The 20,792-nt window shown below is 57.1% G+C and carries 17 protein-coding genes and 1 pseudogene; 12 read left to right on the top strand and 6 right to left on the bottom strand.

The window, feature by feature from the left end:
* Positions 1-44: 44 nt before the first annotated feature.
* Entirely contained in the window at positions 45-932 is an 888-nt protein-coding gene (gene iolE, locus J0663_RS31035) for a myo-inosose-2 dehydratase (RefSeq protein WP_028734536.1), read from the top strand.
* A gap of 335 nt (positions 933-1,267) precedes the next feature.
* Complete coding sequence (locus tag J0663_RS31030; RefSeq protein WP_131714167.1) at positions 1,268-2,272, top strand: Gfo/Idh/MocA family protein; 1,005 nt, start codon at positions 1,268-1,270, stop codon at positions 2,270-2,272.
* A 661-nt stretch (positions 2,273-2,933) separates the two neighbouring features.
* On the opposite strand, the gene J0663_RS31025 is transcribed toward J0663_RS31030, so the two are convergent.
* From J0663_RS31025 to J0663_RS31015, 3 genes are all read right to left on the bottom strand, one after another.
* Positions 2,934-3,818, bottom strand: coding sequence for a polysaccharide deacetylase family protein (locus tag J0663_RS31025; RefSeq protein WP_207246299.1), 885 nt, complete (start codon positions 3,816-3,818; stop codon positions 2,934-2,936).
* Positions 3,819-3,995: 177 nt separating this feature from the next.
* Positions 3,996-4,916: a Gfo/Idh/MocA family protein gene (locus J0663_RS31020; RefSeq protein WP_028734532.1), complete on the bottom strand. Its 921-nt coding sequence runs from the start codon at positions 4,914-4,916 to the stop codon at positions 3,996-3,998.
* Positions 4,917-5,208: 292 nt separating this feature from the next.
* Complete coding sequence (locus J0663_RS31015) at positions 5,209-6,138, bottom strand: sugar ABC transporter substrate-binding protein (protein WP_207246298.1); 930 nt, start codon at positions 6,136-6,138, stop codon at positions 5,209-5,211.
* A 178-nt stretch (positions 6,139-6,316) separates the two neighbouring features.
* Here J0663_RS31015 and mocR point away from each other — a divergent pair, with 178 nt between their 5' ends.
* The 7 genes and pseudogenes from mocR to J0663_RS30980 all read left to right on the top strand — a co-directional run bounded on the left by mocR (position 6,317) and on the right by J0663_RS30980 (position 13,226).
* Positions 6,317-7,750 carry a rhizopine catabolism transcriptional regulator MocR gene (mocR, locus tag J0663_RS31010; protein ID WP_246590483.1) on the top strand — a complete coding sequence of 478 codons (1,434 nt, stop codon included), beginning with the start codon at positions 6,317-6,319 and terminating at the stop codon, positions 7,748-7,750.
* Positions 7,751-7,912: 162 nt separating this feature from the next.
* Positions 7,913-8,998: a fatty acid desaturase family protein gene (locus J0663_RS31005; protein WP_131588205.1), complete on the top strand. Its 1,086-nt coding sequence runs from the start codon at positions 7,913-7,915 to the stop codon at positions 8,996-8,998.
* Between the two features lie 45 nt (positions 8,999-9,043).
* A complete protein-coding gene (locus J0663_RS31000) occupies positions 9,044-9,361 on the top strand; it encodes a MocE family 2Fe-2S type ferredoxin (RefSeq protein ID WP_018485038.1) in 318 nt (105 codons plus the stop codon).
* A gap of 37 nt (positions 9,362-9,398) precedes the next feature.
* On the top strand, positions 9,399-10,631 hold the full coding sequence (locus J0663_RS30995; protein WP_028734530.1) for an NAD(P)/FAD-dependent oxidoreductase: 1,233 nt from the start codon (positions 9,399-9,401) through the stop codon (positions 10,629-10,631).
* 39 nt (positions 10,632-10,670) lie between these two features.
* Positions 10,671-11,486 (top strand): 3-methyl-2-oxobutanoate hydroxymethyltransferase, encoded by an 816-nt coding sequence (locus tag J0663_RS30990; protein ID WP_131588204.1) that lies wholly within the window; start codon positions 10,671-10,673, stop codon positions 11,484-11,486.
* A 41-nt stretch (positions 11,487-11,527) separates the two neighbouring features.
* Positions 11,528-12,412, top strand: a complete 885-nt coding sequence (purU, locus tag J0663_RS30985; RefSeq protein ID WP_207246297.1) for a formyltetrahydrofolate deformylase — start codon at positions 11,528-11,530, stop codon at positions 12,410-12,412.
* A gap of 3 nt (positions 12,413-12,415) precedes the next feature.
* A pseudogene (locus J0663_RS30980) lies at positions 12,416-13,226 on the top strand (tetrahydrofolate dehydrogenase/cyclohydrolase catalytic domain-containing protein).
* A 162-nt stretch (positions 13,227-13,388) separates the two neighbouring features.
* Here the strand turns inward: J0663_RS30980 and J0663_RS30975 are convergent.
* From J0663_RS30975 to J0663_RS30965, 3 genes are all read right to left on the bottom strand, one after another.
* A complete protein-coding gene (locus J0663_RS30975; protein ID WP_018485034.1) occupies positions 13,389-14,252 on the bottom strand; it encodes an ATP-binding cassette domain-containing protein in 864 nt (287 codons plus the stop codon).
* Positions 14,253-14,404: 152 nt separating this feature from the next.
* Positions 14,405-15,358: an ABC transporter permease gene (locus J0663_RS30970; RefSeq protein WP_207246296.1), complete on the bottom strand. Its 954-nt coding sequence runs from the start codon at positions 15,356-15,358 to the stop codon at positions 14,405-14,407.
* Between the two features lie 71 nt (positions 15,359-15,429).
* Positions 15,430-16,335: a substrate-binding domain-containing protein gene (locus tag J0663_RS30965; protein ID WP_207246295.1), complete on the bottom strand. Its 906-nt coding sequence runs from the start codon at positions 16,333-16,335 to the stop codon at positions 15,430-15,432.
* A 1,121-nt stretch (positions 16,336-17,456) separates the two neighbouring features.
* On the opposite strand from J0663_RS30965, the gene J0663_RS30960 reads away from it, so the two are divergent.
* The 3 genes from J0663_RS30960 to J0663_RS30950 all read left to right on the top strand — a co-directional run bounded on the left by J0663_RS30960 (position 17,457) and on the right by J0663_RS30950 (position 20,749).
* A complete protein-coding gene (locus J0663_RS30960) occupies positions 17,457-18,722 on the top strand; it encodes a DegT/DnrJ/EryC1/StrS aminotransferase family protein (protein ID WP_207246294.1) in 1,266 nt (421 codons plus the stop codon).
* A gap of 79 nt (positions 18,723-18,801) precedes the next feature.
* Entirely contained in the window at positions 18,802-19,965 is a 1,164-nt protein-coding gene (locus J0663_RS30955) for an MFS transporter (RefSeq protein WP_018485030.1), read from the top strand.
* A 10-nt stretch (positions 19,966-19,975) separates the two neighbouring features.
* Positions 19,976-20,749, top strand: coding sequence for a gluconate 2-dehydrogenase subunit 3 family protein (locus J0663_RS30950; protein ID WP_246590482.1), 774 nt, complete (start codon positions 19,976-19,978; stop codon positions 20,747-20,749).
* Positions 20,750-20,792: the final 43 nt, after the last annotated feature.

The following is a 20,792-nucleotide window of genomic DNA, read 5'->3' as shown; positions in this document are numbered from 1 at the left end:
TGCGGGAGGAACCCGCTGTGAAAACGGCACGAAGGAAACGACAAATGTTTGTCAAGATTGCCATCAACCCTATCACTTGGACGAACGATGACGTTCCCGATCTCGGCGGCGACACCCCGTTGGAGCAGTGCCTTTCCGAAATGAGGCAGGCGGGTTATGCAGGGACCGAGTTGGGCGGCAAATACCCCCGCGAGAGCGGAGTTTTGAAAGGTGTACTCGCCGCTCATCAGCTTCAACTCGCCGGCGGTTGGTGGGACGGCCGCCTGTACGAGCGCGATGTCGAGGCGGAGTTCGACGCCATCCTGGGGCATCTGACGCTGCTCAGGGATCTTGGGGCGAAGTACGCTGTCTACGCTGACACGTCTATGGGTCGGCACGACGGCATCTGGCAGCCAATTTCGAAACGCCCGCGACTTAGGGATGAAGAATGGAAGGGCTATGGCCGGAAGCTCACGGAACTCGCAGAACGGATGGCGGAATTCGGCGTTGGTCTAGCTTATCACCATCATATGGGGACCATTGTCGAGACCGACGGCGAGGTTGACCGGCTTATGTCCGTCACGGGAGATTCCGTTGGCCTTCTATTCGACAGCGGACACAGTGCCTTCAGTGGCGGCGATCCTGTCGGTCTTTGCGGTCGCCATGCGGAGCGTATCGTCCATGTGCATTGCAAGGACGTTCGTGTTGATGTTCTTCGAAAAGCGCGGGAGGAGGACCTCAGTTTCATGGACGCCGTTTTGGAGGGGATCTTTACCGTTCCTGGCGATGGCAGCGTTGATTTTCCCGCTATCTTAAAAGCGCTGGCTAAAACGAACTATAGCGGCTGGCTCGTTGTTGAAGCAGAGCAGGATCCGAAAAAGGCCAATCCGTTAACTTACGCTACAATGGGCCACGAAAACTTGGCCAGAATGATTGCAACGGCCGGCTTGTGACCAGCATCGGCACAAGGATGTCGACCTAACGCGCATCGGGCAACATTTAACCCGCGGGCGACTGAATCCTCCGGGGCCCGCGGCTCGGGGCGATACGTTGCAAGGCGTGTCGCCCCGTAAAATTCCTATCTTCGAGATCGGAAGATTCAGACGTGGAAGGGCCGACGCCCTACGGCAATGACTGATGGTTGGCTCGGATGAGAACGGGGCGTCGCAGTAAACGTCCTACCGAGGCTCTTGACGTTGATCCGCCAGCAGCCGGGATGTCTATGAAACGAGCAACGCGCATAGTCGCCCTTGGCGGAACCACGTTGCTCGAATAGGATGAGGAAGCTATGCAGCCAGTACGCTGGGGAATAATTGGTACGGCCGCAATCGCCCTTGAGAAAGTCATTCCGGCGATGTCACGTGCCGAGGGGCTCGAAGTGGTGGCGATCGCATCGCGCGATGCGGACAAGGCGCAGGCTGCGGCGAGCCGTCTGGGCTTAAAACGTAGCTACGGGTCATACGATGCGATCCTGGCAGACCCCGACATTGAAGCCGTTTATATCCCACTGCCAAACCACCTCCACGTTGAATGGGCGATCCGTGCCGCCGAGGCGGGCAAGGATGTTCTGTGCGAGAAGCCCTTGGCTTTGGATGTCGGGGAACTGAACCGCCTTATCGACTGCCGGGATCGGACGGGCCGGCTGATCCAGGAGGCGGTTATGATCCAGGCGCACCGGCAGTGGGACGAAACGCTCGGCATTGTCGCTTCCGGCGAAATCGGTGAAGTACGCGCTGTGACGGGAGTGTTCACTGAAATCAATCTCGATCCCAAGAGCATCGTCAATAACGCCGCAATCGGCGGAGGAGCGCTGTATGATCTCGGTGTTTATCCGATCGCTGCCGCCCGGCTGGTCTTCGGCGCCGAACCCGAAAGGGTATTTGCTGTTAGCGCCTTCGACCCTGATTTCGGTGTTGATCGGCTGACGAGCGCTATCCTCAGTTTTCCGCGGGCGCGCCATGCAACGCTTATGGTCTCAACACAACTGGCATTGCGTCATCACGTCGAAATCTTTGGCACCCGTAAGTCACTCAGCCTCAGCAATCCCTTCAATCCAACGCCAGATGATCTTTGCAGGATCCAGTTGGACGATGGGAGCAAACTCGCAGGGGCCGCAGCCGAGACTAGGCTGGTCGCGCCGGCCGACCAGTATCGCCTCCAAGCGGAGCGGTTCAGCGCGGCGGTACGCTCCGGGCGCTCTTTGCCAATCGAACTCGAATGGTCGCTTGGAACCATGAAGGTGATTGATGCGATTCAGCGTTCTGTCAAAAGCGGTATCGCCGAACCCTTGTAGCGGTTGGGCATTGCAGTTCCGCTTGCAATCGCCGGGGTCCCGCTGCCGCAGCGTTCCAAGCGTTCACGATCGGTCTAAAACGCCATCTCCCGAGGCAAGTCTACGAGGGCGACTTGCTGCTGGTCGATTTGTCAGTGAAGACGGATGCGAGCTGACCCCGTGCGCGGTTTAGCCAGTCGATCACCGCTTTCGTTTCAGGCACCCCATCCGAGATTCTTATCCACGACATCCAGCATTGACCGCTTGTCGCGCAGTGTCTTCGACACAACATTCGGCCATGACGGGGTCAGTCAGGCCAGAATGGTCCGGGCGACCGCCCGCTGCGGCGCCGACAAAGGCGCCGCACGCGACGGCCGCCGCATCCGGATCGATTGCGTCAATAGCCGCGAAAATCACTCGGCTCTGCAAGGGGCGGCCGAACGCCATGCGGCTCGACGTCGAAAGCGTCATGACGCGAAGTCGCGAGATCCAGCTGTTGAGGCGGCTGACGATGTCCCACGCGATATTTAACCGCTCGCGGCGAAGACGATCTTTTGGAATTCTGTGGTGGCGTCAAGGATGTTCAGTGGCGAGTTCTGCCCCGACGTCCGTTCGAAATCGAACATCGCCTAGCGAAGTTGGCGGCTTCGCACAACAAGCGTAACACGCTGTCATAGCTATACTACTGGGAGCCCGGACGATCGGCTGCCATAAGCTCTCGCAATGAGGCGCGCCGAACTGGAAGGCTGTCGGCCCAACTGCGAAACGTTGGGTCCTTCAAAAGCTCAAATTCTTCAATTCTGATTTGCGCGGTATCGGGTTCAATTGCCTCGATCTCTCCAACCGCGTTTGCATGCAGACAAAGGAAGTTAAGCCCAGGTCCGATTTGTTCGTAGAGGTTTCGGTAGCGATCGGGCGCAGGTTCCCTTCTGTGCCACGGGGTCTCGAGAGCTCTGCATGCGAGAATTCCGCCCGCGGCGATTAGCCGATCGGCTCCATTCGTATAAGAATCCTGATCGACCTCGCCCAGATTGTGCTTTGGTCCATATGCTGCGATCGTTGCAGGAAACAGCGCGGGCAGGTCAAACTCCAGGCACAGCGCGACATATCGGTCCACAAACTCTGGTGAAAAGACGCCCCCCATATGGCCATCGATATGCGAAGGAGTCAGGCCGGCCGCGAGAAACGCCTCGACTTGAGCGCGCATCTCCGCTTCGACCGCATCCGGATGAGCGTAGCGCCGCAACTCGGCAACACTCTGCCACATGAAGCCGTATCGATCCGTCAGACCCGATGCAGCCGTAGCCTTCGTTAGAGGCCGCCACCGGTAGTGGCGCTTTTCCGATGTGAGCGTGAGATGGATCCCAAGATTTAAACCTGGTTCTAGGACGCCAGCCTCGGCGATTTCCAGAAACCATGGACACGGCACCATGACGGAACCTGAGTCCACCGCTCCAAGCCGACGCAGTTCAAGATAGGCTTGATTGGCCCCGTGACACATGCCGACGTCGTCGATATTGACGACAACGGAGGGGGGTATGGTCTCTCGTTCGTCGCTTCTGGTCATTCTTTTGGTCTCTCCCGTAGATAAGCCGGCTACAGCAGCCAGCGTTGCGAATTTTTCTCGCCCATGGCCGCATGAGATGCTAACTGCCTTTCGACAATCGCCTGTGCTTTGCGGCCCCCTCGTGCAAACAGCATCGACCGATAGCTGATCGCCTATCTCTGCCTATAGCTGATTAGTTCACACCGAGAGTACTTCAGTGGCTGCTTCTGCGATGGCGAGCGCGGTGACGGCGTCTTGTGCGGTTGCACCTTGGGAGACTCCACCGCGTGCCGCTTGGACGAAATCTTCAAGCTGGCTCCGTAACGCAGTTAAGAATACCGCCTCTCCATTTGGGGGCCAGAAAAAGCGAGCTTCTTCGAAGCCTGAGGTGCCGAAGACCTGAGCCCAGCACGCGTCCCCAGGTGGAAATCTCCGCCCCAGAGAAACCAGACCGACGCCACCGCCTGAAAGATCGCAAAGCAGCTGAACAGCATCCGGATCACCTTCCACCTTTCCTGCGAAAGTCGTTTTCGAGGCGGCAACCCGGAAATTGCTTGGTTCCTGACCCGTAAGCCAGCGCAACTGGTCAAATTCATGAACGCCCATATCGATAAGCGCCCCGCCTCCAGTGGCTCGAAATGAGGCCGCAGGGGGAGTTTCGTCCCATTGGAAGCAAGATATGAGGTAAGGCTCACCAAGCAGGCCGCTCCGAATATTCTGTCGCAGTTTCTCCAGTTCAGGAACGAACCGCCGCCAGTATCCAATCTGCAAGTGCACTTTGAATTGTTCGGCCGCCTCGGCTGCCTTGCGAGCTTCTTCGGCAGTGACGCCGCAGGGCTTCTCGCAGAGGATTGGCAAGCCGCGTGCAGCTATGTTCCTAATATTTTCCACATGCGTCTTGCTGGGAGTCGCGATGAGAACTCCCTCGATCTCGCCTGCGTCAATCATTTCATCCGCGGTTTCGTAAGTTTTGATACCACTGCGTTCCAACGCAAGCCTCGTAGCGGCTACCGGTTCGACCACAGCCGTGACTTCCACGAGCAAACTCTCAGAAGCCGCTCGCAAATGTACCTGACCCATGCGGCCAGCACCGATCAAACCAAGACGGAATTCCCTCATAACTTAATCCTGCGGTAAGAGTTTAAATATCGGTCCGTCGCGGCGGACCCGTCTTTGGCCCTGGCAGACGCAACATCGCGGGATTAGGGATCCAGAAAGTTGCGGGGGCTGGTTGTCGAATCACTGCAGTTCCGGGACCAAAATCACCAGGCGATGGTCGCCACCGTCGCCATGGCAAACCTCGAAATCCTGATCAGTGGCTCACGATCTGCCGCCGGCCAGGCGGCTAACGATGGTAGCATCTGAGCCATTGGGGCTCCGGCATTTCCGGTTAGGTCCACACGGATCAAGGTCAATTCTTTCCCTGAAACTTTGCTAGATTCTCCTTCGTGACCAGCTCGAAGGGGATGTAGATCTTCTTTTTTACGGGCTCCCCCTTGGCGAGCTTGAGCGCGGCGTCGATAGAACCCTTGCCCTGACCGATAGCGTCCTGGAACACGCTGACGTCCAGTTCTTCGGCCGCCATTGCGGCCAGCGCATCATCGGTGGCGTCGATGCCGCCAACCACGACTGAATCCATCGGACGGCCTGCGGCTTTCAAGGCTTGTATGGCGCCGATCGCCATCTCGTCGTTGTTCGCAATTACGGCATCGAATTCGAAGCCTGCAGACAGCCAGTTGGTCATAAGGTCGGCGCCCTGGGTGCGCTGCCAGTTTGCTGTCTGCTCTTCGACGATCTCGATGCCCTTGCACCTGTCGGTAGCGAGAACGTCATGAATATCTTTCGTGCGCATGCGAGCCGCCTGGTTCGACAACTCCCCGATTATCACGACGGCTTTTCCCTTTCCGTTGAGGAGCCTGCAAACTTCCTGGGTCTGTAAAGTGCCGGAATCCACCTCGTTCGAGGCCACAAAAGCTTGTGTTTCCGGAAGAGTGTCGACGTTCACCGGTTCGCGGTTGACGTAGACCAGGGGCATGCCGGCATCGGCCGCGATCTTCGATATCACGGTTGTCGCATCAGTATCGACCGGCTGCACGATGATCGCATCCACCCCAGCGGCAATAAAATTCTGGACCTGGCTCTGCTGCTTAGCCACGTCATTCTGCGCGTCTTCGATCTGCAGGTCCACGCTCTCAAGCGTATTGGCGTACTCCTCCATGCCGTTGCGCAGCAACGTCCCGAATTTGTCGTCGAATACCGCCATCGAGGCGCCGATGGTCCCCGCATGTGCAGAGGTCGACATGAGGACGGCCATCGCGCCGCCTATGATAATTTTTTTCACTTCTTTTCTCCCCGCTCTTGACGCTGGAAATCCAGCACTTGAACAGGCCGAAGATTGACGCGATACTGGCTCAACTGAAAGAGCAGCTTTAGACGATTTTGAGGGGACCAATTTGACTAAATGTCGCACCCGCTTTCCCTCCGATATGCTTGTTCTCGATAGAGAAGCCAGCGTTCCGATGCACCGGCAGCTTTACGAGAAGTTGCGCTCAGAAATACTGGCCGGTCGTTTGAAGGCCGACACACGCCTTCCCCCAACTCGTTTGATGGCTGAGGATCTCGGCGTCAGCCGCAACACTGTGATCAGTACCTACGATGCCCTACTCGCTGAGGGTTATCTTGAATCTCGCTCCGGATCGGGCACCTGGGTAGCGACGTTGCCTGCAGATGCTGTGACTGCGCGCAATGCTCTTGACAAGACCGGCGCGCCGTCTCTCTCGTCGCGAGGGTCGAGGATGGCGAAGCAGCCTCGAGACCGAACGACCCCCGGTCACATCGCATTCCATCCCGGATATCCAGAAATCAAAAGCTTTCCCTTCTCGACGTGGGCGCGACTGCTCAAACGGCACACCCGCTACTCCCAGGAGGACCTCTATGGCTATCACTGGGTCACGGGCCATCCTCGGCTGAAGACAGCGATTGCGGAGTACTTGCAGGCTTCGCGCGGCGTCGATTGCGGACCAGAACAGGTGATCGTTGTCAATGGCACCCAGGCTGCCCTGGACATTCTCGCGCGTGTGCTCGTCGATGAGGGAGACGTCTGCTGGATGGAAGAGCCCGGCTACATTGGCGCTCAGAATGCGCTATTGAGCGCCGGAGCAAGGCTCGTGCCCTTGCCGGTCGGACGGGATGGCTGGTCGCTCGACGATGAGGCTCGCCCAGCGCCGCGCCTGATCTTCGTCACGCCGTCTTGCCAGTGGCCGCTAGGTTGCGTGATGCGCATGGAAGATCGGCTTCGGCTTCTCCAGATCGCCGAAAGGCATGATGCCTGGATCGTTGAGGACGACTACGACAGCGAATATCGCTTTCGAGGGCGGCCGATACCGGCGATGCAAGGCTTAGACAAATCCGGCCGCGTGATCTACATGGGCACGTTTGCCAAGACGCTCTTTCCGTCTCTCAGGATTGGTTTCGTCGTTGTGCCCCCACATCTCGCCGACGGCTTTAAGCGGGTCGCCAGTAACACCGGACACTATCCATCTCTCCTGCTGCAGGCGGCGCTCGCCGACTTTATCAGCGAGGGCTACTTCGCCACGCATCTTCGCCGGATGCGGCGCCTCTATGCTGAGCGCCAGAAGGTGTTTGTATCAATGTGCCACCGCAGTCTCAATCGCTGGCTTTCTATCGAGGAAAGTGACGCCGGTATGCAGCTTGTCGGTCGGTTCACGCAGGCAGTCGAAGATGAGACGCTTTGGGCCGCAGCACAAAAACAGGGCGTGAACTTCTCACCGCTTTCGCGGCAGTTTTTCAGCAGCCCACCTGAACAGGGCGCCATACTGGGTTACGCGGGCATCGACCTGAAGGCCATGCGGGAGGGAATTGCCTGCCTGCGAGCGGCATTCATTGATGCTGAAAATAGCGGCGCTTTTGAAAAACAACCGACGTCTGGTTAACCATCTGAGACGTGCTGAGTTCCGGATATGCGTTGTTCAGGACGAATTGCTGCGTACTTTTTTGCGGAAGAAGTGGTTCTGGAGAAAAGGACGAAGGCGGCTCTAACGAAGGGTCCACTAAACCTCTAGGCTCGTGCCTCAGCATTGCGACGGAGGCAATCCATGGTTTTAGCGCAAAGAGATTACAGCCTGGTTGGTCGTGGATCGCGAGCTGCGGTTGCGAGCGGACTTGCGGCAGCGGAATGGTATCACACCGACGTTCCGCGCAAGGAGATGAAGGCGCTGATGCAGCGCTCCGATGCGCCGGCGATCCGCGACACGGCCCTCTGGCTCGGTAGTATGGCAGTTTTTGCGGGGCTCGGCATCTACTTCTGGGGCTCGTGGATCGCGCTGCCTTTCTTCCTGGCCTACGGTGTGCTTTACGGCTCGGCCTCCGACAGCCGCTGGCACGAATGCGGCCACGGCACCGCCTTCAAGACGCGGTGGATGAACGCTATTGTCTACCAGATCGCCTGCTTCATGATCATGCGCAATCCGGTAACCTGGCGTTGGAGCCATGCGCGCCATCACACCGATACGGTCATCGTCGGCCGCGATCCAGAGATCGCCGTCATGCGGCCGCCGGATCTGTTGCGGCTAATCCTCGACTTTTTCGGCATTCTCGATGTCTGGCACGCAGTTGTGGACACGCTGCGCAATTCCGCTGGCAATGTCTCGGAAGAGGAGAAGACGTTTATTCCGGAGACGGAACAGCGCAAGGTCGTCCGCGTGGCGCGGATCTGGCTCGCGAGCTATGCAGGGACGATCGCGCTGTCGATGTGGCTCGGCTCGGTCCTGCCACTCCTGTTGATCGGTCTACCTCGACTTTATGGTGCGTGGCATGCTGCAATGACGGGCCTGCTCCAGCACGGCGGCCTTGCAGACAACGTAACGGACCACCGCCTGAACAGCCGCACAGTCTACATGAATCCGATCAGCCGCTTCATCTATTGGAACATGAACTATCATGTTGAGCATCACATGTTCCCAATGGTGCCTTACCACGCACTACCGAAGCTGCACGCGCTCATCAAGCACGACCTGCCGGCACCCAATACCTCCATTATTGATGGCTACCGCGAGATGATCCCGGCCTTTATTCGACAGCTGCGCTACGAGGACTACTACGTCAAGCGCGAGTTGCCGCCGACGGCGAAACCTTATCATGAGGAACTTCACGGCGCTCAACGCGTGTCCGCCGCCGAGTGACAGAACACGATCAAGATCGAAGCGAGACATTCGGATGGAGCAAACATGAGCCAAGGTTGGGTTGAGGTGTGCGGGGTCGATGATATCGATGAGGAAGACCTCATCCGCTTCGATCATGACGGGCGCACGTTCGCGGTCTACCGCAGTTCCGATGGTGGCTATTATGCAACGGACGGCTTGTGCACGCATGAGCAAATACATCTGGCTGATGGGCTTGTCATGGATGAAATCATCGAATGTCCAAAGCACAATGGCCGCTTCAACTACAAGACTGGCGAGGCAATGGGAGCGCCGGTCTGCGTCAATCTGAAAACCTATCCGGCGAAGGTGGAGGCTGGGACCGTCTTCATCGCGATTTCGTAATTCGATGACGCGACGCTTCACGCGACGGGGAGGAAAGATGAGTAAGATCATTATAGTCGGTGGCGGAGAATGCGGAGCAAGGGCCGCGTTTGCTTTAAGGGAGCAAGGTTTTAACGGCGACATCACCCTGATCGGCGCCGAACCACATCTTCCCTATGAGCGGCCACCACTTTCAAAAACGGGTCTCGCCAGTGCCGCACCGCCTCAATATGTGGCCGGTCCGGCGCGTTACGAAGAGGCCAGGATCACCATTCTAACAGGCGTTCCTGTTGACACGGTCGATCGGCAAAGCAAACTGGTGAGGCTCTCCGACGGCCGAAAATTTCCTTATGATCAGCTTCTCCTTGCGACGGGTGCCCGGCCGCGCCCCTTTGCAGGAGTATCCGGTGATCCAGGTTTGGGACGCATCTGCATGCTGCGGAACCATGGCGACGCAGTCGCGATCCACGAGGCATTAGCGCCAGGCAAGAGTCTTGCCGTTGTCGGCGGCGGCTTCATTGGCCTGGAAATTGCTGCGACCGCCCGGAAACTCGGTGCCGAGGTATTACTGATCGAGAGTTCACCCCGCGTCCTTTCGCGGGGGGTGCCGGCAGAAATCGCGAAGGTCGTCACCGAGCGACACCGGCAGGAGGGTGTGAACATTTTATGCGGTGAGCAAATCACATCCATCGCAACTGAAAATGATAAGGTGCAAATTCTCTTTGCGAACGGAACCACCAGACTGGCCGATATTGTTGTCGTCGGCATCGGAGTCATCCCCAATGTGGAACTTGCCGAGGCTGCTGGACTTTTGATTGACAACGGCATCGCCGTCGATGCCACGCTCAGGACATCAGACCCTGACATCTTTGCCGCTGGTGATTGTTGCTCGTTTCCACTTTCGCATTATCGCGAACGCCGGGTGCGGCTTGAAGCTTGGCGGAACGCGCAGGATCAGGGAATGCTCGTTGCGGCCAATCTGCTGGGCAGGGGCCTCGCAATCGCAAGCGTGCCCTGGTTTTGGTCGGATCAATATGAACTGACGCTTCAGATCGCCGGTCTTTCCGATGGTGCTGCGACAACCGTTCGACGCGACCTTGATCAGGGGGCGTTCATCCTCTTTCATCTTGATGGCGAAGATCGCTTGATTGCCGCTAGCGGCATTGGCCCGGGAAACGCCGTCGCGCGCGATATTCGACTTGCCGAGATGCTAATCGCTGCAAAACGGCGGCTGGACCCGGAAGCGCTTGCCTCCCCAAAAACCAACCTCAAAAAACTATTGGCCGCGTAAAGCTGCCACCATTCACTCTAAAACGTGCTGGAGATTTCCATGAATCATCGCCGCCCGACCGTCGCCGACCTGTTGTCAATCAGAGGTCACAGGCAGCTCAGCATGCTGCGGGTCGTCACGCTTGAGGAAGCTGAGGCGGCGGAGAAGGCGGGCATCGATCTCGTCTCGGTTCCTCCGGAACTGCTTGGCCCCGCCTTTCGCGAGGTGGCCCCAACCGTGTTCGCATTTCCCGGTTTGGATGATCTGATTACTGCTGAGGACTACCTTCGAGCCGCCTTCGAGGCAATTCGTGCCGGCGGCGACGCTGTCTACTGCGCCGCCGGAATGTCGACCGTGCGACGCCTACGGGAGGAAGGAATCCCGGTCTGTGGCCATGTCGGGCTTATTCCGTCTAAAGCGACATGGACGGGCGGCTTTCGCGCAGTCGGTAAAACGGCCGCCAGTGCATTTGAAGTCTGGCGTCAGGTGAAAGCTCTCGAGGAGGCCGGCGCCTTCGCAGCTGAAATCGAGGTAGTGCCTGGCGAGGTCGCTGCGGCAATTTCCAAACGCACATCACTCCTGATGCTTTCCATGGGTGCGGGCACAGGATGCGATGCCCAATACCTTTTTGCCGAGGATGTGCTTGGGCAGAACCGGGGTCATTATCCTCGCCACGCTAAAGTCTACCGCGATTTTGCTTCTGAATTCGATCGGCTGCATCGGGAGCGTGTGGAAGCGTTCCGCGAATATGCTGAAGACGTGCGATCTGGTGCATACCCAGAAAAGGGGCACTTGGTCAGCATATCGCCAGAGGAGCTCGAAGGCTTTCTGAGAAAAGTCGAAAGTGAACAGCCGCTTTCCGCCACCACAAGATAATGTCGTGATGGCACCGTGCGATCGCGAATTAGGGATAAAGCATGACCAATTATGTTTTGACGGTATCCTGCAAGTCGACGCGCGGCATCGTCGCGGCGATTTCGAGCTATCTGGCCGACAAGGGCTGCAACATCATCGACAGTTCGCAGTTCGACGATCTCGATACCGGCAAGTTCTTCATGCGCGTCAGCTTCATCTCGGAAGAGGGCCTTTCGGGCGCGGATATCGACGCGGGTTTCGCAGCCGTCGCTGCGCCCTTCGAAATGAACTACAATTTTCACGACAGCGAAAAGCGCATGAAGGTGTTGCTGATGGTGTCGCGCTTCGGCCATTGTCTGAACGACCTGCTCTATCGCTGGAAGATCGGGGCCTTGCCGATCGATATCGTCGGCGTCGTCTCCAACCATTTCGATTACCAGAAGGTCGTGGTCAACCACGACATTCCCTTCCACCATATCAAGGTGACGAAGGAGAACAAGCTGCAGGCCGAAGGCCAGATCATGGATATCGTCGAACAGACCGGCACTGAGCTGATTGTGCTCGCCCGTTACATGCAGGTGCTTTCGGATGCGATGTGCCAGAAAATGTCCGGCCGGATCATTAACATCCATCATTCCTTCCTGCCGAGCTTCAAGGGCGCCAATCCTTACAAGCAGGCCTATCAACGCGGCGTAAAGCTGATCGGGGCGACGGCGCATTACGTCACCGCCGATCTCGACGAAGGCCCGATCATCGAGCAGGACACGGCGCGCATCACCCATGCGCAGTCGCCCGACGACTATGTCTCGATCGGCCGCGACGTCGAAAGCCAGGTGCTGGCGCGCGCCATCCACGCCCATATCCATCACCGTACTTTCATCAACGGCAATCGCACCGTGGTCTTCCCGGCAAGCCCCGGCAGCTTCGCTTCGGAAAGGATGGGGTGAGGCATGGCGTATGTTTTGCTGGGAAAACGAAACTTCGATCGGGTCCTCGATGCAGTGAAGGCAAGGGCAGCTGAGCTTCAGAACACCTCTGGGCTCGAAGCCGGTCTCGCAGTGGTCATTTGTTGGGGACGATCCAGCTAGCCGTACCTATGTGAACGCCAAAAGCGAGATGGCCAGCTGGTGTGGCTTCCGTTCGATGCAGTATAATCTTCCTGCAGAAACCTCACAGGAAGAGCTGCTAGATCGGATAGCGCTGCTGAATGCGGACAAAGTTATCCACGGAATCCTCGTTCAGTTGCCATTGCCGAAACACTTAGAGCAAGAAGAGATCATCCGGTCTATTCTGCCGGAGAAGGACGTCGATGGCCTGCACGTCGTAAACGCCGGGAAAGTGGCGAGTGGGAATCTCGTTACTGGACTGGTCTCCTGCACACCGGCCGGTGCTATGATGCTCATTCGGCACGCCGACGGAGACAACCTTTCCGGCTGAATGCTCTTGTCATCGGTCGGCCGTCCCGAATTGGTTCGCGGTGATTGGCTGAAGCCAGGCGCGACAATCATCGATGTCGGTATAAACCGCGTGCTGGCTCCAGAATAAGGCGAGGGCAAGACACGGCTTGTCGGAGATGTTGCTTTCAAGGAGGCTGAAAAAGTCGCGGCGGGGATCACGCCCGTTCCAGGAGGTGTCGGGCCTATGACGATCGCCATGCTGATGGCTAACACTCTAAAATGTGCCGAAGATTCACTTGCGCGTTTTAGCGAGGCATCGAACATGCCGCAGCTTTCGGAGCGCCAGCCTGCAGCACTCAGATAGCGATCGCTGAGACTCGGCGTCGCTGACCGAATCTTGTCGCCAATTGGGCGGAGAGACCATTCCCCAGTCGACACTCCTCTCCCCGCCGAGAAACTCACAATCAACTAACGCGACCTCATGGCCTAAACAGGTTGACGGCGCACTTTTTCTAAAACGTAGCACTTAGCCCACATGGGCAACAAGGTCAGTGAGGTCATCGAGATTGACTTCGTCGCGCCTGAAGGTGCCAACAACCTTTCCCTGCGAGAGGACAACAAGATCGTCAGCGACCGCTAGGGCGTGCCGGAAGTTATGGGTGATGAAAATGACGGCCTGACCTTGGTCGCGGGCAGTGACGATATGATCGAGAACCTTGCCCGCCTGCCGCACCGCTAAGGCCGATGTCGGCTCGTCGAGAATGAGGAGAGAGGATCCAAAATACATGGCCCTGGCGATAGCGAGCGACTGGCGCTCGCCACCGGATATGTTTGCTCCTCTTTCGTCCAACCCGCGCTCCCAGCGCACGCCTAACCGATGAAGAGCCGACTGCGCCATCTCATTTGCGCGTTTTAGATCGAGCCATTTGAACGGGCCTAAACCTCGTTGCGGTTCTCGTCCGAGAACGATGTTACGGGTGACGGAGAGAAGTTCGCAAACCGCCAAATCCTGAAACACCGTGGCGACGCCACGTTCACGCGCGTCCTTCGGATTGCGGAAAACAATGGCTTCCCCATTGAAGCGCAGCTCGCCGCGATCCGCTGGAAATACTCCGGAAAGGATTTTGATCAACGTGGACTTGCCCGCTCCATTGTCGCCTAAAAGGGCAAGAATACGACCCGAGTAGGCTTTGAGAGACACATCCACCAACGCCGTGGTCGCGCCAAAGCCCTTCGATAGTCCGATGGCTTCAATGACCGGCACGTCTGCCGGTTTAATTGGCTCAATCTGGCGCGTGAGCCCCCTCATATCATCGCTGCCGCTGCCTGCGGGTAAGGCACGAGTAGCGACCGCTGCCTGGCTGTCATTAGAGATCACGTCCTTGCTCATTTCATTTCATCCGTTCGTGTTCTTGCTGATCGCGGTCTGGGCGTTGATTGCTGCGTCTGCTGTCGAACTGTCCCGACGATAGCCCGACAAAGGTCGCGACTTTGACATCCGCTTGCTGATCGATGTATTGAGGATGACGGCACCAACCACGATCATTCCGGTGAGGGTCTTGAAGAGATGCCCGGGGCTCCCGCGAGAACCAGCCCGACCTGGATCATTCCGAAGGTAACGGCGCCCAGGATCGTTCCAATAATGCTACCATAGCCACCGGAGAGGAGTGTCCCCCCGATCACTGTCACTGCGACCGCTTGAAGTTCGAAACCTTCGCCCCGCAGCGCATCTACGGATCCAAAGCGTGCAACCTGAATTATTCCTGCGATGGCAGCCAGCGCGGAGCAGATCATGAAGACGATGATGGTGACCCTATCGACCGGTACGCCGAGATTCCTGGCCGCGTTCTCGTTCTGGCCCCGTGCTTGGATCCAGTTACCGAGTTTCGTACGGGAGAGCAGAAGCGTCCCTGAAATCCCTATCAAGAGAAACCATAACATCGACATACGAAAATCGCTGATCAACGGTCCGGCCATCGTCGCCCGGAAGCTTGCAGGGATCTCCACCGTCATCGGAAATCCGCCGGTAAGCGCAATCAAAACACCGCGCCAAATGAGCATTGTGCCAAGCGTCACCACGAAAGAGTGGATGCGGAAACGCACAACCATGTATCCGTTGACCGCCCCCAGCGCTGCGCCGGCGGCGATCGCGACGGCCGATGCCGAAACTGGATCAAATCCATTATCGCGCATCAATACAACACAAACGTAAGATGTGAGGCCGAGTACAGCGCCGACCGAAAGATCGAAATGACCGCAGATCATCAACAGCGTGGCGCCGATAGACACGATCCCGAGTTCAGCAGCGATCGCCATGATGCTGATATAAGTAATCTTGGTCGGAAACAGCTGCGGCGCGAGTAGGGAAAACAGGATGAAAAGGATGACAACGGCAGCGACCGATGTTGCTTCAGGCCGAAGCATGAAGCGACGGAACGCTTCAGCGCAAGCGATGCTGCGTGTAGGGGCGTGGGCGAGGTGGATTTCGTCGGACATTTTGGCCTCCCGCCAAATTGATTAGAAGATTGCGACCCGGCGAAATGACCGGGTCGCTCCCAGACTATCGCTCAACGATAACCCTTGCCCACCAGCGCCTGAACCTTCTCAACGTTGGTCTTGTCCACGATCGTCGGGCCGGTCAGGAAGTAGTTTCCTTCGAGCAAGCCATATTTCAGGTAGTGAGTGAGCAGCAGAACAGGCATGTAGCCGCGCCAGAACTGCTGCTGGTCGATCGTGAAAGCCTGCCGCCCATCACTGATCGCCGTGAGCGATTGTGCATTGATGTCGTAGCCGGTCAGGATCAGGTCGTTCCGTCCGCTGTCCGCTTTCGCCGTCAGGAAGCCGTCCACCACGTCACATGTGCTCGTCGCGGCGACTGTGTCAGGGTTGCGACGCAGATAGTTGGATAGGGTTTCGGCCTGCTGGCCCGGATCCATTGACATTTCCAGGAAGTCCGCCGTGATCCCACCGGCTTTGAGGGCATCTATTTCGGAGGTTGCACGCAGCTGGCAAGTTGCGTCACCGGGTTGCTGATTGGCAACAACCACGCGTCCTTTTACGCCCATGTCGCGCAGACGTCGGGCCGACAGCTGTCCGGCGGCGCCTTCGTCAGAACCGGCGCGGAAGAGAAAAATATCGTCCGGCTTTCGGATATGCGACCCCGGCGGAGGCGCCGCGGCGCTGCCGAACGCGATCCCGGCTTCTTTGGCTCGTGCAGCCACATCGGCATAGGCGGCGTCGTCGGCGAAAGCGCAAACCGCGATACCGTCCGCCTGCGCTGCCATGGCTTCCTCGATCTTTTGGATCTGGTTGGGAATTGTCAGCTGGTCGGGATAGATATAGTTGACCTTGACTCCAAGGTTTTTTCCGGCGCTCTTCAGCGCCGCGCGCAAGATAGCCGTGGAAGCCGGTTGGCGCCGCACACCCGACGAAGTAGATGGAAATATTTTCTTCGGCAGATGCAGGTGCTGCATTTGAAATGCAGATGAGCATAAGCGCCCATGCCAATGTGCTGGTGGCTGTAAGGGCTTTACTAGCCGACATCATTGCGCAGTTGTTTAGTAGCGGTTTTAACGCTTGCATTGTTGTTCCCTTTGTTCTTCCGCGCAAGTGTAATTCAGTCGCGGGTTTGGGAACATTAGACAGTATTGGGTCGATAAGTAGAACCGTTTCTGAACGATTTCTTAGGTCCACATCCGGCCCGTGGCGGCGAGCGTTATCGGAGCTAACGAAAGCCTTTGACGATGAGTGGAGCATGCTGGCAGCACGCAGCTTTGCGAGGGAGATCGAGCTGGGCATGAGCCGGCAGCCCGTAATTCGTACATTATTGGCGGCGGATCGGTGCGGAAACGCCACATCAGGCAGATTAAAAAGCGTACGGAGATAGCATTTCGCGAGCACGGTGAACGCGTGCGGCAGAGTAATAAACAGCTCGCGCGAAGACCGCCGTCATACAAATGAGGCCGAACGGCGCGCGAAAGCCCTCTCCCAGAGATGGAAACCGCAGAACTCAAGATGGGTTTCGACTTACCTGTGTCGGGGCAACTGAAGACAACGATCTGGACATGAGCACGTCCAATGTCGGACATCCAACACCGCCAAGCGCGAAACTCCCCTTCATTTCCGATGCGGGTCTGGTTGGCACGAGCAGTGCTAAGAGTAGGCCGAGGATGCACCAACCAGACAGAGGATAGATAGAGATGCCCTCAAGCCCGAACTTTCGGGTTCTCTCTGCGGACCCAAGCGAAACCCGGACGCTGCATCCGTGGCCGATTCTGACGGGAGCGATCTACCGGAAAGTCATCGTGTGTATTTCGCCTGGTGAACTATCCGGCTCGGGTCGGGAAGTCATTAATGAGTTTGAAAAGAAGTGGAGAATTGGATCAGCAGTGGGCATGTCGTCTCGACAAATAGCGGTACTGCCGCGCCGATGATAGCTCTACACGATCATTGTCCAATGTCGGACATACGACGCAGCTCAGTTCGAATTTCCTCTTTATTTTCAATGGAAATCTGGTTGGCACGAGATGTGCTCAGTATGGAAGCGGGCAACATTGACGCCCGGGATGCACCAACCCACACGGGGGTAAATTAAATGCCATCAAAGCCAAATTTTCAGGTTCCCTCTGCGGAGCCAAACGGAACCCGGACGCTGCATCGGTGGCCGATTTTAACGGGAGCGAACTACCGGAAAGTCATCGCGTGTATTTCGTCTGGTGAACTTTCCGGCTCGGGTCTGGAAGTCATTAATGAGTTTGAAAAGACGGTGGAGAATTGGATCGGCGGCGGTCATGTCGTCTCGACAAATAGCGGCACTACCGCGCTGATGGTGGCCCTCCTGACGCTCGGCGTTGGGCCGGAAGACGTTGTTCTTGTGCCTTCCTACACCTGGAGCGCCACTGCATTTGCAGCGACTCTTATCGGCGCCATTCCCCGCTTCGTCGACATTGATAGCGACACCTACAATCTCTCTACCGAGGCAGTGGCTAAAGCGATTACGCCGGACGTCAAGGCAATCATCGTCGTTCATATGCATGGCCTGAGCTGCGAAATGGACGAGATTACCGCCATTGCGCGGGAGAAAGGAGTTCCCATCATTGAGGACTGCGCCCAGGCCCACGGCGCACTCTATAAGAAACAGTATGTCGGGACTCTCTCTGACATCGGCTGCTTCAGCATGCAGAAAAGCAAGCATTTCTCCGCCGGCGACGGTGGCTTCCTTGTGACGAGAAATGCCGCCCTTGCCCAAAAGGCACGCGATATCTGCAACTTCGGCCTTCCTACGCCAAAGCATAATTATCACTTTGAGGAGGGGCTGCGGGAAGGATATGCCGTCTTTCGTGAGTGCGAGCAGATCGGCGGCATGTTTAGGTTAAACCCGCTTTCGGCGGCTCTGGTGATCGATCAGCTAGAGCATCTCGATCAACGGATAGAATGGCTCCAGGAGGCTATGAAGCCACTCGTTGCAGAGGCGGCACAAGTTCCCTTTCTCAAAATCACCCAGCCCGGCTCCCACCAAACGCATGTTTGGCACAAGATCCGCGTCGGTATCGACTATGGGGCAGTCGATCACTACGGGAGATCAATGGCGGACATCAGACAAGGGCTGCGCAACACTCTTGCTAGGAGCGGCATTCCGAGCACGCTGTGGACAGCACCTATACTCCCGCTTCAGAAGGTGTTCAGGCCGTATGCGGGCACGATCGACTGGACCAAAACTGCGGGGCACCTTGCAATCGAAAACTCGTTCATCGTTTTCGACGAGAAGTACCCATTGATTGCCCAGGATCCCTCAACCATGACGGCTGTCGTTTCGAAGCTCAGGCAAGTCTGGAGCGATTACTTTGCCTCATTAGAATAGACAAGCAACCCACGGGCCTGATGGTTCTGGCAGCTCTACGCAGGTCCTGATCATCTCGACAACGGAAGCGGAGCCTCCAATGAGTAACGCTCGCATATTTGTTCCCCAAAAGCGAGTCATGGCGGTGGCTTTCCAGTTCTTTATAAACGGAGTGGTATATGGCACCTGGGCGACAAACATACTTCATATCCGACGGTCGTTTGGTCTGAGCGAGTTCGGGCTCAGCATCGTGTTCCTAACAATGGGAGCCGCAGCGGTGTTGATCATGTCGCTCACGGGTTATCTCGTGCAGATTTTCGGGAGCCGGCGGATATCGATCCTGTCCTGCCTATTCTTTCCAGCTGCGCTATGTTTTGTGTTTGTAGCTCCAAACCACATCGCCCTCCTGGTCGGCGTCGGCCTGTTCGGCGCCGCGAACGGCTCAATGGACGTTTCGATGAACGACCAGGGCACCAATCTTGGTAAGAGAGGAAGCGATCCCGTCATATCGCTACTGCATGGTTTCTCCAGCATTGGAGCGCTTGCGGGTTCACTTCTGTCCTACTGGTGGATTGGTCGAGGCTATCATCCGCTGGTCCAGGCCATTGCCTTGCTGGTTGGCACTCTAATGCTTTCTTGGCGACTCTTCCCACACCTTGATCTGGACGCTGATCGGAGCAGGATCAGTCTGGAGTTAGGGGCATTGGGCAACGGCAGGCTCATTTTGCTCGGATTCCTGTCATTCCTCACCATGATGAGCGATGGAGCAATCGCCGATTGGAGCACGATCTATCTAGAGGACTACTGGCCAACGTCGCCTCAGACTGCCGTCCTGGGTTACCTGGCCTTTGCGGTCTTTATGATCGTCGGCCGGATCTCAGGAGACCGCATCGGAAGCGTTATCGGTGATCGCGCCATGATTGCGATTAGCGGCGGCCTCATGTCGGCGGGCATGACAATAGCATTGTCAATCCCGTTTTTCGCAGCTGCGCTCGCCGGCTTTTCCTTACTGGGCATAGGCATGGCTAACCTAGTGCCTATCATCTTCAGAAATGCAAGTGAGGTGGTGCCAGACGGTCTCGGGACCGCATTTGTGTCGGTCTGCGGCTATTCCGGATTTCTCGTCGGTCCACCCATCATTGGTGGCGCGGCCGGCGCAGTGGGGCTCAACAAAGCCTTGCTGATCGTCAGTGCGGTCGGAGCGACGCTGGCGTATGCATCGGTCCTTTTTCAAGGACGCAAACGCCCGCCCGCTTCACGCTGATGGCCTTGGGATGAGCCGCAATAAGCTTTTGTTGCAAAAGGGAAGATTCAATATGAAAAGGAGAGACGTACTAACCCTCATCGGGGCGCTCGTTGCCGCCGGTCCGATCGGATGCAAGCCCGCCTGTGGCGAGGAAATGAGTGGATACCCCACCGGGACTGACTCAAATAAAAGATCCCCCCTGAAGTCGATCGAGCACGGGGGTTTTCGCAAGGCTCTCATGGATGATGAGGACGTGAGGACCCTAAAGGCGGTATTCGATCGTCTGATTCCCGAAGATCAGTTTGGACCATCAGCATCGAAAGTTGGATGCCTTGATTTCCTCGACGCACAACTTACCGGCGGGTACGGGGAAGCCTCGACGCTCTATCGAGAAGGACCTGAGCAACCGCACGAAGAGCAAATGCTTCAGAAGGCCCAATTTATCGCCACACCGCGCGAGCGATACCGTGCCGGCCTCCAAGCGCTGCGAGCTTATACCTTAGAAACGGACAGCGCGTCCTTCGCCGACCTGCCGCCGAGCCGCCAGGATGAAATTCTAGCAGGTATGGAGCAGGGCACGATCAAATTGGGAACGGCCCTCGATGCTAGAGCTTTTTTCGAACTTATGTTGACCAATGTCCGCGAGGGTTATTTCGCCGATCCGTACTATGGCGGGAACAAAGATATGGCGGGCTGGAAGATGATCGGCTTCCCCGGTGCTCGCTACGATTACAGAGCTTACACCGACCGGACAGGACAGAAGCTCAATCTGGTCCCCGTCAGTCTCGTTCCGAAGAACTGAGGAAGCGTTTCTCTGCTTCCTGCAATTATCGAGGTTCAACAAG

Origin of the sequence: Rhizobium lentis (assembly GCF_017352135.1) — a bacterium.
GTDB classification, from domain to species: domain Bacteria; phylum Pseudomonadota; class Alphaproteobacteria; order Rhizobiales; family Rhizobiaceae; genus Rhizobium; species Rhizobium lentis.
The sequence above is the reverse complement of the archived record's forward strand: the minus strand, read 5'-3'. Positions and strand labels throughout refer to the sequence as shown.

Coding starts and splice junctions, on each gene's coding strand:
- iolE (WP_028734536.1), top strand. CDS start 45: ATGTTTGTCAAGATTGCCATCAACCCTATCACTTGGACGAACGATGAC.
- J0663_RS31030 (WP_131714167.1), top strand. CDS start 1,268: ATGCAGCCAGTACGCTGGGGAATAATTGGTACGGCCGCAATCGCCCTT.
- J0663_RS31025 (WP_207246299.1), bottom strand. CDS start 3,818: ATGACCAGAAGCGACGAACGAGAGACCATACCCCCCTCCGTTGTCGTC.
- J0663_RS31020 (WP_028734532.1), bottom strand. CDS start 4,916: ATGAGGGAATTCCGTCTTGGTTTGATCGGTGCTGGCCGCATGGGTCAG.
- mocR (WP_246590483.1), top strand. CDS start 6,317: ATGCACCGGCAGCTTTACGAGAAGTTGCGCTCAGAAATACTGGCCGGT.
- J0663_RS31005 (WP_131588205.1), top strand. CDS start 7,913: ATGGTTTTAGCGCAAAGAGATTACAGCCTGGTTGGTCGTGGATCGCGA.
- J0663_RS31000 (WP_018485038.1), top strand. CDS start 9,044: ATGAGCCAAGGTTGGGTTGAGGTGTGCGGGGTCGATGATATCGATGAG.
- J0663_RS30995 (WP_028734530.1), top strand. CDS start 9,399: ATGAGTAAGATCATTATAGTCGGTGGCGGAGAATGCGGAGCAAGGGCC.
- J0663_RS30990 (WP_131588204.1), top strand. CDS start 10,671: ATGAATCATCGCCGCCCGACCGTCGCCGACCTGTTGTCAATCAGAGGT.
- purU (WP_207246297.1), top strand. CDS start 11,528: ATGACCAATTATGTTTTGACGGTATCCTGCAAGTCGACGCGCGGCATC.
- J0663_RS30975 (WP_018485034.1), bottom strand. CDS start 14,252: ATGAGCAAGGACGTGATCTCTAATGACAGCCAGGCAGCGGTCGCTACT.
- J0663_RS30970 (WP_207246296.1), bottom strand. CDS start 15,358: ATGTCCGACGAAATCCACCTCGCCCACGCCCCTACACGCAGCATCGCT.
- J0663_RS30965 (WP_207246295.1), bottom strand. CDS start 16,335: ATGCAGCACCTGCATCTGCCGAAGAAAATATTTCCATCTACTTCGTCG.
- J0663_RS30960 (WP_207246294.1), top strand. CDS start 17,457: ATGCCATCAAAGCCAAATTTTCAGGTTCCCTCTGCGGAGCCAAACGGA.
- J0663_RS30955 (WP_018485030.1), top strand. CDS start 18,802: ATGAGTAACGCTCGCATATTTGTTCCCCAAAAGCGAGTCATGGCGGTG.
- J0663_RS30950 (WP_246590482.1), top strand. CDS start 19,976: ATGAGCCGCAATAAGCTTTTGTTGCAAAAGGGAAGATTCAATATGAAA.